Annotated in this window: 13 protein-coding genes; 4 read left to right on the forward strand and 9 right to left on the reverse strand. The window is 42.5% G+C overall.

Annotated features, from left to right (window positions below):
• Positions 1 to 83: 83 nt before the first annotated feature.
• Complete coding sequence (gene metW / locus ACZW67_RS00870) at positions 84 to 701, reverse strand: methionine biosynthesis protein MetW (protein WP_465181799.1); 618 nt, start codon at positions 699 to 701, stop codon at positions 84 to 86.
• The gene (gene metX, locus ACZW67_RS00875; protein WP_465181816.1) at positions 698 to 2,050 is read right to left on the reverse strand and encodes a homoserine O-acetyltransferase MetX; all 1,353 of its coding nucleotides are present in this window, start codon (positions 2,048 to 2,050) and stop codon (positions 698 to 700) included. Before metX ends, metW begins: the two co-directional genes overlap by 4 nt.
• Before the next feature lie 435 nt (positions 2,051 to 2,485).
• Here metX and hemH point away from each other — a divergent pair, with 435 nt between their 5' ends.
• Both hemH and ACZW67_RS00885 read left to right on the forward strand, forming a co-directional pair.
• Positions 2,486 to 3,505, forward strand: coding sequence for a ferrochelatase (gene hemH, locus ACZW67_RS00880; protein WP_465181800.1), 1,020 nt, complete (start codon positions 2,486 to 2,488; stop codon positions 3,503 to 3,505).
• A gap of 237 nt (positions 3,506 to 3,742) precedes the next feature.
• Positions 3,743 to 4,558: a BPSS1780 family membrane protein gene (locus ACZW67_RS00885; protein WP_465181801.1), complete on the forward strand. Its 816-nt coding sequence runs from the start codon at positions 3,743 to 3,745 to the stop codon at positions 4,556 to 4,558.
• 126 nt (positions 4,559 to 4,684) lie between these two features.
• Here the strand turns inward: ACZW67_RS00885 and ACZW67_RS00890 are convergent, their stop codons facing one another.
• The 7 genes from ACZW67_RS00890 to ACZW67_RS00920 all read right to left on the reverse strand — a co-directional run bounded on the left by ACZW67_RS00890 (position 4,685) and on the right by ACZW67_RS00920 (position 12,187).
• The gene (locus ACZW67_RS00890; RefSeq protein ID WP_465181802.1) at positions 4,685 to 5,017 is read right to left on the reverse strand and encodes a hypothetical protein; all 333 of its coding nucleotides are present in this window, start codon (positions 5,015 to 5,017) and stop codon (positions 4,685 to 4,687) included.
• Between the two features lie 226 nt (positions 5,018 to 5,243).
• On the reverse strand, positions 5,244 to 6,029 hold the full coding sequence (locus ACZW67_RS00895; protein WP_465181803.1) for an SDR family NAD(P)-dependent oxidoreductase: 786 nt from the start codon (positions 6,027 to 6,029) through the stop codon (positions 5,244 to 5,246).
• A 269-nt stretch (positions 6,030 to 6,298) separates the two neighbouring features.
• Positions 6,299 to 6,853, reverse strand: a complete 555-nt coding sequence (locus ACZW67_RS00900) for a hypothetical protein (protein WP_465181804.1) — start codon at positions 6,851 to 6,853, stop codon at positions 6,299 to 6,301.
• Positions 6,854 to 7,082: 229 nt separating this feature from the next.
• A complete protein-coding gene (locus tag ACZW67_RS00905; RefSeq protein ID WP_465181805.1) occupies positions 7,083 to 8,240 on the reverse strand; it encodes a hypothetical protein in 1,158 nt (385 codons plus the stop codon).
• A 286-nt stretch (positions 8,241 to 8,526) separates the two neighbouring features.
• The gene (polA, locus tag ACZW67_RS00910) at positions 8,527 to 11,517 is read right to left on the reverse strand and encodes a DNA polymerase I (RefSeq protein WP_465181806.1); all 2,991 of its coding nucleotides are present in this window, start codon (positions 11,515 to 11,517) and stop codon (positions 8,527 to 8,529) included.
• A 12-nt stretch (positions 11,518 to 11,529) separates the two neighbouring features.
• On the reverse strand, positions 11,530 to 11,676 hold the full coding sequence (locus ACZW67_RS00915; protein WP_465181807.1) for a hypothetical protein: 147 nt from the start codon (positions 11,674 to 11,676) through the stop codon (positions 11,530 to 11,532).
• A gap of 97 nt (positions 11,677 to 11,773) precedes the next feature.
• A complete protein-coding gene (locus ACZW67_RS00920; protein ID WP_465181808.1) occupies positions 11,774 to 12,187 on the reverse strand; it encodes an organic hydroperoxide resistance protein in 414 nt (137 codons plus the stop codon).
• A gap of 582 nt (positions 12,188 to 12,769) precedes the next feature.
• Between ACZW67_RS00920 and ACZW67_RS00925 the strand changes: the two genes are divergently transcribed.
• A complete protein-coding gene (locus tag ACZW67_RS00925) occupies positions 12,770 to 14,365 on the forward strand; it encodes a peptide chain release factor 3 (RefSeq protein ID WP_465181809.1) in 1,596 nt (531 codons plus the stop codon).
• 188 nt (positions 14,366 to 14,553) lie between these two features.
• Positions 14,554 to 15,408 (forward strand): RsiV family protein, encoded by an 855-nt coding sequence (locus ACZW67_RS00930; RefSeq protein ID WP_465181810.1) that lies wholly within the window; start codon positions 14,554 to 14,556, stop codon positions 15,406 to 15,408.
• Positions 15,409 to 15,714 lie beyond the last annotated feature (306 nt).

Here is a 15,714-nt window from a genome sequence, read left to right on the forward strand (position 1 = left end):
CCAATATTGTTTGTAACAAAATCATACAGTTACTCAGATATCAATATTTTTAGGCTAAGAATCAAACATCTGCATCGATAATATTAATCTGATGTACGTTTAGTTACTCTATAAATAGCGACGTCTGCTAACAGGTTGGGAGCTTGTCGAATCAATGCTTTCATCAGTGGCGTATGGCCTTTTTCAGAATCACTGACGGCAAAGCGATTGACGATATGAATGTCATGCTTGGCACAGAGCTGCTCAAAATCTTTAAACGTACACAGATGAATGTTTGGGGTGTTATACCACTCGTAAGGTAGCGCTTCTGATACAGGCATCATTCCCTTTAAGCTGAGATGCAGGCGGTTTTGCCAGTGGGCAAAGTTAGGGAAGGTGATAACGGCTTCGCGGGCGACACGTAGCATATCAAGTAATAGCACATCAGGCGATTTCACTGCTTGCAGCGCACGGGCCATGACGACGGTATCGAAACTGTTATCAGCGAAGCGTGCCAGACCATCATTGAGGTCTTGCTCGATAATAGACAAGCCTTTTGCGATGCCATCGTTGATTTTTTCTTCGTCAATCTCAAGTCCATAGCCAGTCACACCGCGATTTTGTTGTAGGTGAGCGAGTAGTTCGCCATTACCACAGCCCAAATCTAACACATGCGAATGCGGGGCAATCCAACGCTCAGCCAGTTGATGATCCATTCTCATGAGCGGTCTCCTGTAGCAGTACTTTTGCCAGAAATAAACGGCGCAGTTAAAAATCCTCTGACCGCACCCATATAACGTGGAATATCAAATAAGAAAGAATCATGGCCATGCGGCGCATCAACATTGATATAGTTGACAGGTTTGCCAGTGGCCATCAGTGCATCGACAATCTCTTGTGAGCGCTCCGGTGCAAAGCGCCAATCAGTGGTAAATGAGACCACTAGGTATTGGCATTGAGTATGAGCAAAGGCCGCTTTGAGTGCAGACAGTTCTTGCTGACGATCATTTTCGATGTCATCTAGCGTTGCGACAGCATCTTCTAGCTCAACTTGCGTACTGTTTTTACTAGATTCAACGGAAGCCGCGATTGAGTCTTCAAGTTGTGCTGCTGGCTCTGTAAGGTCTTTTGCTACGGCTGATGGGTAGTCGCGTATTGGATAGTCACGTGTTGGGTCGAAATAGTCTAAGGCTTTAGTCATGAGCAGATAAGTATTGGCATCGAAGTTTTCACTAAAGCGCTCACCTTGATAGCGTAAATAGCTTTCGACTTGGAACTCGACATCGTAGCCATACATAAACTTGCCAGATTTTAGATCACGACCAAACTTGGCCTTCATTGCATCATCGGTCAAATAGGTAATATGACCAACCATACGCGCCAATATCAGCCCGCGACGAGGATAGGTGCCTGCTTGTAAGTAGCGACCATCTTTGAAGTCAGGGTCAGACAATATAGACTGACGTGCTACTTCATTAAAGGCGATATTCTGTGCAGAGAGCTTTGGTGTACTAGCAATCACCACACAGCGTTTTAGCCGCTCTGGATAGTCGACTGACCATTGCAGTGCTTGCATGCCGCCCATAGATCCGCCAACGATGGCGTGCCATACGTCAATGCCGAGACGATCTGAGAGCATGGCTTGCGTTTTCACCCAGTCTTTAATCGTAACGAGTGGAAAGTCAGGGCCATAAACAGGTGGTTCAGTGCTAGTGCTTTCGTCATCTGCGCTGATGCTATCAGGATTAAGCGTCGTAGGACCTGTCGAGCCGAAACAGCTGCCGATGTTATTCACGCAGACCACATAAAATCGATTGGTATCGATGGCTTTATTAGGGCCAATCATATTGTCCCACCAGCCCGCCTTTTTATCATCGGCACTATGCAGTCCTGCCGCATGATGGCTACCAGATAAGGCATGGCAGATAAGTATGGCGTTTGATTTATCGCTATTGAGCGTGCCATAAGTTTCGATTATTAAATCGAATGAGGGCAAGGTGCGATTACACTCTAAGGTCAATGGCTCAGCGAAATGAAAAATCTGGGGCGTCACGATTCCGACTGAGCCCACCGTGCCAGCTGCACTGGTTGAGTCAATTGAATCGGACGTATCTGTGGGGAACTGGTCACTGGTATTATCAGGGCGTGCGTTCAAAGCTACCTCGCAAGACAACAATCATCAATAAAATAAAAATGGCAACACATCGACAAGCTATTGTGCCGATATCGTCTTACCTACACTGTGTTTATAATGCGCCTGCCTATTGTATGGCGATGCGCATATGAGTACAACCTTCGATCTAGGTCTTTCGTGCTTGGTTGTTATAGCAGATGCATAATGGGTAGATAATAAACAAATAGCAATTGAGTATCAAATTGTATAGGTACGCTTTTACCCTGCGTTATTAATAGATAAAATGCTACACTGATAACGCATTTATTTAATAATGACTTAATAATCTTTTGCCTAATACTTTTTCAATTAACCTAATAAAATAGTGCTGCTATGAAACCTAAACTGCCACCACGTATTGCCGTCCTATTAGTGAACCTAGGTACACCAGATGAGCCAACAGCACCTGCTGTACGTCGTTACCTAAAACAGTTTTTGTCAGACCCGCGTGTGATTGAGATTCCTAGATTTTTATGGGCGATTATTCTCAACTTGTTTGTATTACCCAGTCGTCCTAAACGTGTAGCAAAAGCATACGCCAGTATCTGGGAAGGTGACTCGCCGATTCGTAAGATATTAAAAAGCCAAGTTGGGATGTTAGAACCACGGCTAGCCAATACTGCAGCGCCGTTTCGCGTGTCTGTGCATCCTGCGATGAGTTATGGCAATCCTGGTTTGCCTGACGTGATGGATAATCTACGCAGTGAGGGTGTTGATCATTTTGTTATCTTGCCATTGTTTCCGCAGTATTCAGCCTCTTCAGGTGGTGCGGTCTATGATGCATTGACGAAATGGACACTGAAGCAACGTAATTTGCCGAACTATACGATTGTCAAAGATTACTTCGCGCATCCACTTTATATCCAAGCATTGGCAGATTCGATTCGTCGCTTTCAAGCGGTACATGGCAAGCCTGAAAAGCTAATGTTTAGCTTTCATGGTATTCCACAGCCCTATGCTGATAAGGGTGATCCGTATCCTAAGCGTTGTAAATGTACTGCAGCACAAGTTGCTCACGCGCTTGGTCTAACAGAAGATGAATGGATTATCAGTTTCCAGTCGCGTTTTGGTAAGCAAGAGTGGGTCAAGCCGTATACTGATGTCGTATTAGAAGATTGGGGCAAGTCTGGCGTGCGCTCGGTACAAGTGATTAGTCCGGCATTTTCAGCGGATTGCTTAGAGACGCTAGAAGAGCTGGCCATCGAGAACCGTGAAAACTTCCTCCATGCGGGCGGGCAAGAGTATCATTATATTCCAGCCTTGAATCTTGACGATGCGCATATTGATTTGCTTGAAGCACTTAGCGCGCAATTGGTTAAAGGTTGGGCGGGCACGTTGGATGGTTGGGCCTAATCACTGAGTTTGACTGCTAGATGTCATTGATGTAATGGTTATAATGAATAAATGATAAAAAATACCGGACATAATGTTCGGTATTTTTTTGTATGTATCATATCAATAGAATAAAGTTGAGATTTTTTGTTACTGGTATGTAACAATGTGCCAAGTAGATTTTTGTTTTGTGCTCTTTGCTATTTTTACATATTTGCTTAATTTTATATTTGTACCACTTTATTTTTGAGGATAAGCATGTCTAGCTTGAACGATTCACTGAACCCTATATCATTGCAAAAACCTAACGGCCAACCACCGAACTTACCGCCAATGGACGAATATGGTAATTTGTTGCCACAGTTATTAGCAGAACCGCGAGTTTGCCAAGCAGGATGGGGTGTAAACTGGATTACCAAGGCATTTGCAATATTTAAGGATCAATTCTTATTGTGGTTAGCGATTGGTGTTGCTTACCTAATCATCGCTGTCATTGGTAGTAGTGTCCCTGTGATAAACTTTATTTTCCCTTTCATATCTTTTGTATTTGTTGGTGGAATCATAAAGGGCTGTGCCGACCAAGCTACGGGCAGAGAGTTGAAATTTGATCATCTCTTTTCGGCCTTCAATACGCATCTTATGCCATTAATTATTTTATTTGTACTGTATCTAGTGGCTATGATTGTCATGATGATACCGATGCTGATCGTATTCGGTAGTATGTTTGCATCCTTAGCTCAAGAGTCAAGTAATGTTGCGATTGTAGGCATAGTGATAGGGACTTTGTTGGTTTTTTTACTGTTATTCCCTGTATTAATGGCCATTTGGTTTGCACCTGCTTTAATTGTACTTCACGACATTGAACCTGTTCGAGCGATGAAAATGAGCTTTAAAGGCTGCTTAAAAAACATTCTACCGTTTTTAGTTTTTTGGATAGTTGCTCCCATAATTATGATATTAGCTGTCATCTTTACATTGGGACTGGGTCTTTTGATACTGCTGCCAATAGGTATGATTACTTATTACACCAGTTATCGTGATGTGTGGACCGATCAGCCGTTATCAGCGGCGTAAGTCATGTTTAGTAAAACTAGTTTTAGCAAAATCTAATCTATTTTATGATCGATAAAAAAGCACGCTTAATATAATTAAGCGTGCTTTTTTTTGACCAAAGTGTTGTATTAACAGCCGTATTAATTGCTAAAAATCATCATCGTTGCTACGTTCAGCCGCTTCTCTATCAGCGATATCCATCGCATCTGGATAATCGCTGTCATCAAGGTTGTCCTGAACCAAAATCTCATCGACACGCGACTCATCAATATTTTGACGATGCACAGGTGTCAGTCCTTGGGTCGCACCACTGCCTGCTTCGGAGTTATTAAAACCTACACTGTTATCAATCGCATCATCGTTGTCGGTGGTATGCAACATCGGATTGTCTAAATCAATTTCTTGGCTGTTATCATTGATACTTGTATCGCCTTCTATGTGATCCATTTCTTCTGGTAATGGGCTTTTAACGTTATCCATAATGCTTTCCTTATTATTATTGATCATTGTGATTTGTCTTATTTATCATGGTTAGTGTGACGCGTTATGGATATCACTGATAGTATTAAGGTGTCACAGGATGTTCAGAAAATGTAAGGCATAACTTTTAAGATGAAGACATACCAGAGTATAAAAAAAGGCCACCGATATTCGGTAGCCATTTTTTATATTTTAATGAGCGTAGTGTTGCTTGCTTAATGAGCTACTATGCACCCACTTTAGTATTTACCCAACGTATCAATGAATCAGGTGTGACTTGTGCCAGTGTCTGAAACAACTTAGCTGGCAGGCCGACAGAGTAGTGCGTGCTTCTCAGCTTACGATTAGGGCTTGTGGTGAGTTTGCACAGGGTTTTTGCGACATCATTGACGTCTAAGTTGATGCCCAAGCGATCAATACTGGTTACTTCGATGTCTGCTGTCATGTCAGATTTGACCCATAGCGGCATGACGTCGATAACTTTGATGCCCAACTTTTCATACTCAATATTAAGCCCTTCAGTGAGACCTCGTACAAAGAACTTACTGGCAGCGTAATTCGCAACTTCAGGCTGACCATAAATAGCAGACGCAGACGATACATTAATGATTTTGCCGTTTTTATTATCGGCTAAATAAGGTGCCAGCTTATGACAGCCAATGAGTACGCCTTTACAGTTGACGTCAATGAGAGCCAGTTGGTCATCTAGGTTAGTCGTCGGTAATGCGCCAGTGACCAGTACGCCAGCGTTATTAACCAACGCATCGATACTACCAAAATTATCGATCATCTGAGTAATAGCATCGTCCCATGAATCAGGCTGAGTAACATCAAGCTGGCCCGTTATCACACGCTTTTGTTTCAGCGATTTTTTAAATGCTTTATCGGTAATCGCCTGTTTAAGCGTAGTGGTATTAGTAGCAAATAGCCCGACATTATGGCCTTTTGCTGCCAGTTTTTTTGCTGTTGCCAGACCAATGCCTCGTGATGCGCCTGTAATCAATATATTCATAGTCATTCACTCAATAGTTATTCAGATGCTGTAAATTAAAGGTTAATGCCAGACGTCAATACTGAGCGACAACACTAACAGGATGGCCACAATTGTCATTGTTTTTGGTGTTTGCATTTCAGTATAGCAAACTATGGCTCAAACACTACAGCAGTACTGATTTGATACTTTGCGATGAACATACGGCAATACTCATATGATGATAACTATATTGTGATGACTTCTAGTAGAGTTTAATTGCATCACAAACTCCACAATCATCGTCTGTACTACTGTCGATTCAGCACGGTGAATTTTTGCTGATTGCTTGATATGCTGTCAAACGTCGATAATTTGAATCGCCACAAGTAAATCAGCGCAATCATATAGATGACGTTCTCTGACAGCTCTTCGACGACCTCGCCAAACTCATGTGGGAACATAATCGCGTTTTCACCCATGTACTGCAGCACCGCTAATACAGCAACACCCAGATATAACGATTTTGGGACATTTTTCAGAACACTCCAAAAATAATGGCGCGCACGAACTAGTAATATAAGCGTCGCCACAATGATGACCAGCAATACCCTGTCTTCCCACCAGTCGTAAGAATAGCCGAGCAGCATAAAGTCTTCTGGTACCAATAAATCAGACAAATAACTCAGCTCTCTGCGAATAACACTGAAGAAAACTAAAACGGAGGCAAGCCAAAAATGGCGACCTTGTAGGACGCGGCTTTGCACTGAATATTGTAAGCAGCGTAGCAAGCATAAAGTTAAGATAATGGCTTCACCAATTTCGATAATACTATTTTCAGTGATAATGGTGGTCTCCTGATTCATAAAATACAAAAAGTGAGCCCAAGGGCTCACTTCAGAATGAAAATTATTTGGCTATATATAACTCAATAGGCCGCTACTATAACGCCAAATCCAACCTCATGTTGTTAATTAATATAACTAATCGGTCATAATTCATTGTTAATGTAGGCAGCCTAATACTCTTTAATGTAAATATAACTATCAATGGTTGCTATTGATTTTGGTTCAGAAAACTTGACTGGTAGTGGGGTTAGAACAAAGCTTCCATACGTAGCAAGGCAGAAGGGTAATGGTCTTTATCTTCTGTTTTGTCATTATAGTAATTTAGCTCTGTCTGCATATATAGCCATTCGCGCCAAATGGGTTGGCGATAACTAATGGCAGGACCATAACTGTTTAAAGTTGACTTATCACTTTCAAAATAACCACTGGCAGAGAGTCCGTAGGCTAGCTGTTTCTCATTACCTAAATAATGCACCTGTCTCAGGTCGTTATCCCAGTCTTTGCGCTCTTCTTCATCTTGATGGCGATAGCGAACAGTGGTGTTATTATTGATAAATCGATTGGTATCTGCGCCATATTGTAGATTTAATCCACCTTTGACATAGTGCTCACTATCAAGCCCATAGCGATAAAAACTGTCGCTAGTGACTTCTAGTTTTTTACTTTTATACCAGTCTTTGTCAATACTTACTTTTAGATAAGGATCATCCAGTGAACGAATCCCGATATCGACATCTGTGTTCACCCCCAATTGATCTTCGAGCTCGTCATTAAAACGCGTCCAACGTAGTGCAATAGAGGCGTTGTCTTCTCGCGTTTTTTTAGTATTAATAAGTCTATCTTGGTTGTTGGAGGTTGCTTGATAAGTATTGCCTGTCGTGCTTTGTTTTAAAAAAGTATCTTCATCCAGCTCTTCATCACCAATAATCAGACTTAGTTGTCTCTCTAGCACAGGCAAGCGTAAGCGACCACGAACTCTCGGCTCAACGGTGACATCGCTACCTGTTTTGGGGTCATTAGCCCAACGTGTATCTAGCACGACTCGTAAGCTGGCTTTGGCAGGCTTTTTGGGATCAGGTTCTCCGAACCAGCCGTCCATTTTATGTGCCCATTCATGCAATTGGTCTTGAACATCTTCACGGCGTTCATCTGTCCAGCCTTGCTCTACTTGTACGGATGGAAAAGGTTGCTCGGCAGACTTTTCAGTAGGTTGATAGCCAAGTTGATCAAGAGTTTCATCGCGATTGGGATCGTTATCATTAGATGACGAAGCCGTTTCTGTATTTACAGATTCTAGCAACTCTGAATCTGTAATGGGCGTAGCATCAGCCCATACTGGCGTGCATAAACCTAAACTGGCAATTATATAAACGGTACAGGTGTTAAAGTTTGCTGGTGTCGTCATGAAGGGTTTCAATTGTTTTGGTCTCTGAAAAGGGTAAACAAAAGTATTATGCCATAGGTCGTTAATTATAGGGAGGTTGTGGCTAGGAATGTTCTACTTCTGATGAGCGAGGGATGACTTTTACTTATAGCTGCATAGCAAGGGAGTTTATATTTCGTGATGAAGAAAGGAGCTATTGCTGATATCAAGGCATTACTCAATAGGTCTTCGAATGTAAAAAAGGCTAAGCAAAATGCCTAACCTTTTTTATTAAAGAGTACGTAGAATAAATTCTATGCTGCAATTATTAATGCGCCTCATCCCAGTTCTGACCACTATCCGTCTCAACCAATAGTGGTACTGCAAAGTCCACATTCCAGCCTTTTTCGACCGCAGTAACTGTCAATACATCTTGCATCGCATCGGTAATCAACTGGCTAATCTCATCAACCTTATCAGCATCAATTTCGAACACCAATTCATCGTGAACCTGTAGCAGCATTTTAGCTTGCTCTTTTGGCAATACTTTATCGACGGCAATCATAGCAAGCTTGATTAGATCAGCGGCAGATCCCTGTAATGGTGCGTTAATCGCAGCACGTTCAGCACCTTGCTTGACCATTCGGTTGCTGTGAGTGATATCAGGGGTATAAAGCTTGCGGCCCAATATTGTCTCGACATAGCCTTGTTCGTGAGCGCTGGCACGCGTATTGATCATATAGTTTTTGACACCCGGATAGCGATCAAAGTACATATCGATATAGTCTTGCGCCTCATTGCGGCTCATTTGCAATTGCTTGGCCAGACCAAATGCACTCATGCCATACAGTAGTCCAAAGTTAATGGCTTTGGCATTACGGCGCTCGGTCGAGGTAACGTCTGCGACATCCTTACCCAGTACTTCAGCGGCAGTCGCAGCGTGAATATCCAAACCTTCATTAAAGGCGTGCGTTAAGTTATTATCGCCTGAAAAATGCGCCATGAGACGCAATTCAATTTGTGAATAATCCGCTGCGAGAATCACACGACCTTCTGGAGCGATAAAGGCTTGGCGAATTAAGCGCCCAGTTGCGGTACGAATAGGAATGTTTTGCAAATTGGGATCAGTCGAAGATAAACGTCCAGTGCTGGTCAGTGCCTGATGATAACTGGTATGCACACGATCAGTTTCGCTATCTGCCACATTATCAAGCGCATCGGTATAAGTGCTTTTTAGCTTAGATAGGCTGCGATATTCCAACGTGATATCGACTAGTGGGTGGTCAATTTTTGACAATACCGCTTCACCAGTAGAGTATTGGCCTGACTTGGTTTTTTTACCACCAGCAACGCCGAGCTTTTCAAACAGCATCTCACCAAGCTGCTTTGGTGAACCAAGATTGAACTCTTCGCCAGCGATTTCATAGGCCTGTTTTTCCAGCGCGATAATTTCTTCATCAAAGCGTTTTGATAGTTCGTTTAAGAATGGACGCTTGATAAGAATGCCGTTCGCTTCCATTTGGCACAGTATTTCTGCCGTTGGAATCTCTAACTCATGTAGCAATTTGGCGTTATTGGCATCGTTCGCCAGCTCAACGCTGAACACCTCAAATAACTGATAAGTAATGTCGGCATCTTCACAGGCATAGTCACTGGCTATATCAATAGCCACTTGATCAAAGGTGACTTGTTTAGCGCCTTTACCAGCGACATCTTCATAGCTGATGGTTTGGGTTTGTAGATAATGACGTGCCAAGTCATCCATACCGTGACGAGTGGCGGCAGCATTAATTACATAGCTGGCAAGCATGGTATCCATGGCCCAATTATTGGGTTGTTCATGAATGACACCGACCAAGTCGATATCATAATGACTGAGAATGTGAGCATCGTATTTTAGATGTTGACCGATTTTGCCAATGTTTGGATTTTCCAAAATTGGCTTTAGGCGTGTCAAAACGCTATCACGGTCGAGCTGTTTAGTTGTTAGCTCGTCACCTTCCAGACTATGCGTCAGCGGAATATAATAGGCTTCGTGGGCTTGCACAGCAAAGGAGAGACCGACGATTTCAGCTTGACGCCAATAGATGCTAGTGGTCTCAGTATCAATGACAAAATGCGGTACAGACTCTAATAGCTTAACCAGACTCTCAAAAGCTGGCTCGTCGAGCACAGTATGCCATGCTCTATCATGCGATTTGCTATCTTGGATATTTTCAATACTGCTTGATTGTAGCGACTTGGCTACTTGCGCTTGTGATTCGGCATTCGCTTGACTGTCAGCGACACTTTGTGAGCCGTTCCCATTAGCATTGGCAGGATGATTTGGGTGGTCGAGAGACGCTAGCTCGTTTCTAAACTCAAGCTCGTTATACAATTCGCGTAATTCGTCTATGTGCGCACTAGGGTCAGTATTGATTTTTAGATCGTTCCAATCTTGACCGATACCTAAATCTGTCACGATGGTGGCTAGCTTTCTATTAAACGGAATATCGTCAGCGTGTTCAATCAAACCTTTGGCACCGCGACCTTTGATAAAGCCAATATGCTTTAACATATTGCCGATATCGCCATACTCAACGAGTAGGTCTTTTGCCGTTTTTTTACCGATACCAGGCACGCCTTTGATACCATCTGACGCATCACCCATCAACGTTAAAAAATCAATCATCTGGTTTGGGTTAATACCAAATTTATCAATCACGGCTTCTGTGTCAGTAATTTTACCAGTGAAGCTGTCTTCTAAGATAACGCAGTCATTGACTAGCTGCATCATATCTTTATCACCAGTTGAGATGACGACATGATGGCCTTCAGCAACAGCACGGTGGGCAAGTGTACCGATGATATCATCGGCTTCTGCGCCTTCGATACGCAACAGGGGCAGACCTAAGGCGGTGACCAAACGATGAATATAAGGAATCTGTTCTACTAGCTCTACGTCGATGGGCGGGCGAGCTGCTTTATAGTCAGCAGACATATGATGACGAAAGGTCGGTGACTTGGTATCGAAACAGACGGCCATATGCGTAGGGTGATAGCGGCGCATCAGTTTGAGCAGCGCATTGAGCGTACCACGGATGGCATTGGTTATCAGGCCTTGCGAGTTTTGCATGGTCTTTGGTAAGGCATGATAAGTGCGAAACAGATAATAAGAGCCATCAACCAAGATAAAAGGTGGTTGGTTTTTATCGACGTGACTGGTGTCCATCGTCGCTACATTGGGCATGGTCTCGAAGTTTGGCAATGCGGCAGGATCAATCGCTTGATGGGAGTTGTGGTCACTGTCGGTGATGGAGTCGGTCATAGGATCAGTCATAAAGGTCACTTATCAGCTATTAGATAGAAATATGTGCTCATTATAACGATAAAATCCGTGTGTGCCGAACTGCTTAACCGTTAAGAGATGTTCAATATCACCTACTGAATTGCCTATTGATACGAATGATGCGCGTGGTACGACAATTGGTTCGGCCATAAAAAAAGAACCCAGCGTTAACAGAGTTCTTTATTTCGTAGCTTATCTAACAATCAAACAGCTTTAATAATCAGGCTGCTTAACCGTCGAGCTTGTATTATTTTACTTCTGAAGTTAATTCTACATCGATGTTGCCATGTGTCGCTTTTGAGTATGGGCATACTTGATGCGCTTTTTCTACCAGTTGCTGAAACTCATCAGCAGACAATTCAGTGTTTTCACCGATTACATGGATTCTAGCTGCTAGCTTATAATCAGGACCTTCGCCTTGTAATAGGTCTACTTCAATCGACGTTTTTGAATCAAACTTTGCTTTTTCCATTTGCTTAACAGCGCCAAGTGCACCGTCAAAGCAAGCGCTGTAACCTATCGCAAACATCTGCTCTGGGTTATTGCCATCTTTGCCTGAGCCTGGCGCTACCATATTGATAGTGAGATCGCTGTCGCTCAAGCTGGCTGAACCTGCGCGGCCGCCAGTAACAGTTGCTTTGGTAGAGTATAGAGTTTTCATAACACATCCTTTTTTGTTGTCAGTTTTTATAGTTACTTTATATTTAACGGGTACGTTTTGATACGAGCTTCAGCATAACAAACCATTAAGTCAACTGTATAGCCCCGTCGTAAATATATACTGTGTATTTGTAATTAAAGGATTCAGTGAAGATTTTTGGATCTAGGGCGTGTCCTCATTTTAAAAATGGTGATAAAAATGAGATAAATCGCAGTCAAACAAGGAAAATAGCGCAAATAATATCGAGATATTAGTCAGCTATTTGACGCCATTTGGCAAGATTTAGCCATTTTTAACCCATTTAGATAACTATCGATTGAATTGAGAACACGCCCTAGTATTCGCTGAAAATACAGGCGCAGCAGCCATTCGTTTGGTCAATGACAGAAGAATTATTAATGGCCCAAGCTGAACGCGACTATTAATTAAAAAATTGCGCCAATAGGCTCTATTTGACTATTAGGGCGTGTTTTTTTATGCGCTATTTCTGCACCTTGACGCTAAATCGGCTACAATACGTCCATTATTTATTCTATTTATTTAGATTGATTTCTAAATGACTAACTGTTGAAGCCGAAAACTATGAGCGTAGATCCAAAGAAATTAAACAAAGAAGTGGCCAAACGCCGCACCTTTGCCATCATCTCGCATCCTGATGCTGGTAAGACCACCATGACCGAAAAACTCCTATTGTGGGGACAGGCAATTCAGGTAGTGGGCGAAGTAAAAGGCCGTAAGACTGATCGTCATGCCACCTCAGATTGGATGAGCATGGAACAAGAGCGTGGTATCTCAATCACAACCTCCGTCATGCAGTTCCCTTATCAAGACCACATGGTCAATCTACTAGATACCCCAGGTCACGCCGACTTTAGTGAAGATACTTATCGTACTTTGACCGCAGTAGACAGTGCATTGATGATGGTCGATGGGGCAAAAGGCGTCGAAGAACGAACCATCAAGCTGATGGAAGTCTGCCGCATGCGTGACACACCAATCATCTCATTTGTGAATAAGCTAGATCGTCAGATTCGTGAGCCGCTTGAGCTGCTTAGTGAAATCGAAGCGGTTTTAAAGATTAAATGTATCCCTGTCACTTGGCCGATTGGTATGGGCCAAGATTTTATCGGCGTGTATCATTTGACCGAAAACAAGACCTACTTTTATGAAAAAGGTAATGGCGGCAAGATGACGGTCTCTGAGACCCGCGAAGGTTATGATTATCCAGATATCCGTGAGCGTTTGGGTAAGCTGATGTTTGACGCTTTCGAAGAGTCGCTTGAACTGGTACAGATGGCGTTAGAAGAGTTTAGTGTTGAAGCGTTCTTAGCAGGCGAGATGACGCCCGTATTATTCGGTACAGCGTTGGGTAACTTTGGTGTCAACATGGTACTTGATACTCTGGTTAAATATGCACCACCACCCAAAGCGCATCCGACCAATGAGCGTGAAGTCGCCGCGACTGAGACCGACTTTAGTGGTTTTGTCTTTAAGATTCAGGCTAATATGGATCCGCGTCACCGTGACCGTATTGCATTCTTACGAGTTTGTTCAGGCAAGTACGAAAAAGGCATGAAGCTAAAGCATGTACGTTTGGGTAAAGACGTACGTATTGCTGATGCTTTGACTTTTTTGGCAGGTGATCGTGAAGCATTAGAAGAAGCGTATCCAGGTGATATTATCGGCTTGCACAACCACGGAACCATTTCAATCGGTGATAGCTTCACAGAAGGTGAAGAGCTAAACTTTACCGGTATTCCGCATTTTGCGCCTGAATTGTTCCGCCGTGTGATACTCAAAGACCCGCTAAAATCTAAAGCGCTACAAAAAGGTCTTCAGCAGTTAAGTGAAGAGGGCGCAACACAGGTCTTTATGCCGCAGATTAACAACGATTTAGTCTTGGGTGCAGTTGGTGTGCTACAGTTTGAAGTGGTGGCGCATCGTCTCAAAGAAGAGTATAAGGTTCAATGTATCTTTGAACCTGTATCTATTGCAACGGTACGTTGGATTCACTGTGATGATGAAGTGGCACTGGCGAAGTTTAAGAAGAAAGCTCATGACCAGTTATCACTCGATGGTGGGGGCTATCTGACGTATCTTGCACCGTCACGGGTTAACTTGCAGTTGATGCAAGATCGCTATCCAGAAATCACTTTTAGTAATACTCGTGAGCATTAAAATCCATTATTTCACGAGATGATTTATCTATTAAGACACGCTAGCCGTGTCTTTTTTATTACCTATAATTTACGTACCAGACGTTCAAAAACTGGTGATTTCTTAAAACACAAACAGTGTTCCTACAATACATCATTATTGTTACGGTAAAATGTTAAGCAATGTTGTATGTTTATGAAAGAGGCTATATGAACGCTACGAATCCATTTAATATTAATAACTCATCATTACGTCTGCGCTCAGCTATGAAAGCGAGTCACGCACGTCTGATGGGTCTATTGGCTAGTGGTTTTTTGCTAGGGGTCGTCGCTATGCCTGCAAATGCAGGTAATCTCATTAGCAGTACCGATTATTTGAATTATGAGTTGCCAGACAATATACAAGCACAATGTGTAGAGAGTGATAACTGTCCAGAGATTGATATTAAATATTTGAATACCAATCATCGTTGGATAAATGATATGACGAATGAGCGTATCAATAAGTTAGTCGTCAATAGTAAACCGACTGAGTCAGCACCTATCAAAACGAAAGGCAATCAGGCAGCGGTAAACGCAGCGATTGATGACTTTGCTGGCTCACAATTTATAGATATTCCTGAAGGCAGTTCATGGGCTTACAGCTTGATGGTCACACCTGAATATTTGGGGCATGTGAACAATTTTGAATTGTTCGAAATTGACTCTTATGTCTTCACTGGTGGTGCTCATGGCATGCCTTATAGTGAGTATTTAGTATTTGATCTAAGCACCAAAAAACAAATTATACTTGATGATATGCTTCAATCAGGTAAAAAATCAAAATTTGAAGCGCTTGCATACGATGCTTATAAAACATGGGTTAAAACGGTGGACGACGATGTCAGTAGTTATGAAAAAAACTGGCCGTTTACATTGAATGATAATATAACGCTGACGGATAAAGGTATCGACATTCGCTATCAGCATTATTCTATCGGTCCATATGCTTATGGCATGCCTGTATTAAGCATTCCATATAGCAAGCTTAACGACATTATCAAGCCTCGTTTTATTATTAAATAGCGCAAATAGACACGGTATTCTTTACAACGGTTAACATTAGGGTCTGTTGAACATTCAAATATTAGGGCTGCTGATTGCTAAAATTGCACCAAACTAGGCGCAAGACGACGATAATGTCGAGACCTTAACTAGGCTTGCAACAACGTTTGGGGGGATTTTAGCATCAGCCCTTTGGGGCAGTACTATTTTCTGCCAATATATGGCGAAATTATTTAACCTAGAATGACTAGGCGTCAAAAATTTCACTGCATATTGCCTAAAAAATAGTGACTGCCAGCACCACATTTGAATGTTCAACAGACCCTA

This window comes from Psychrobacter sp. TPE 89C (assembly GCF_055522395.1).